Source organism: Streptococcus sp. HMSC078H03, assembly GCF_001808655.1.
Taxonomy (GTDB): Bacteria; Bacillota; Bacilli; order Lactobacillales; family Streptococcaceae; genus Streptococcus; species Streptococcus salivarius_G.
This window is the reverse complement of record NZ_KV794109.1, coordinates 1-223: the sequence shown is the minus strand read 5'-3', so window position 1 is coordinate 223 and position 223 is coordinate 1. Positions and strand designations below refer to the sequence as shown.

General features: G+C 38.1%; 1 pseudogene. It reads left to right on the top strand.

The window, feature by feature from the left end:
* Window positions 1-132 (top strand): annotated as a pseudogene (locus HMPREF2607_RS10375) (glutamine ABC transporter substrate-binding protein); the annotation flags it as partial.
* Between the last annotated feature and the right edge of the window lie 91 nt (window positions 133-223).

Genomic DNA, 223 nt, shown 5'->3' with positions numbered 1-223 from the left:
GCTTCAAGCAAGTCTAACCAAGAGTTGATTGATTATACCAACTATTTGATTGCTAAATGGCAAAAAGATGGTAGCCTTCAAAAACTCTACGATAAGTATCACTTGAAACCAGCTAAGGCTGAATATAAATAGAAAGGAGTCCTGAATTTATGTATCTTTTAACTGAAACGGCTAGTCCTTTCGCTCTTGAACGTTGGGCTGCTTTCTTCGCTAACTTTGGGCA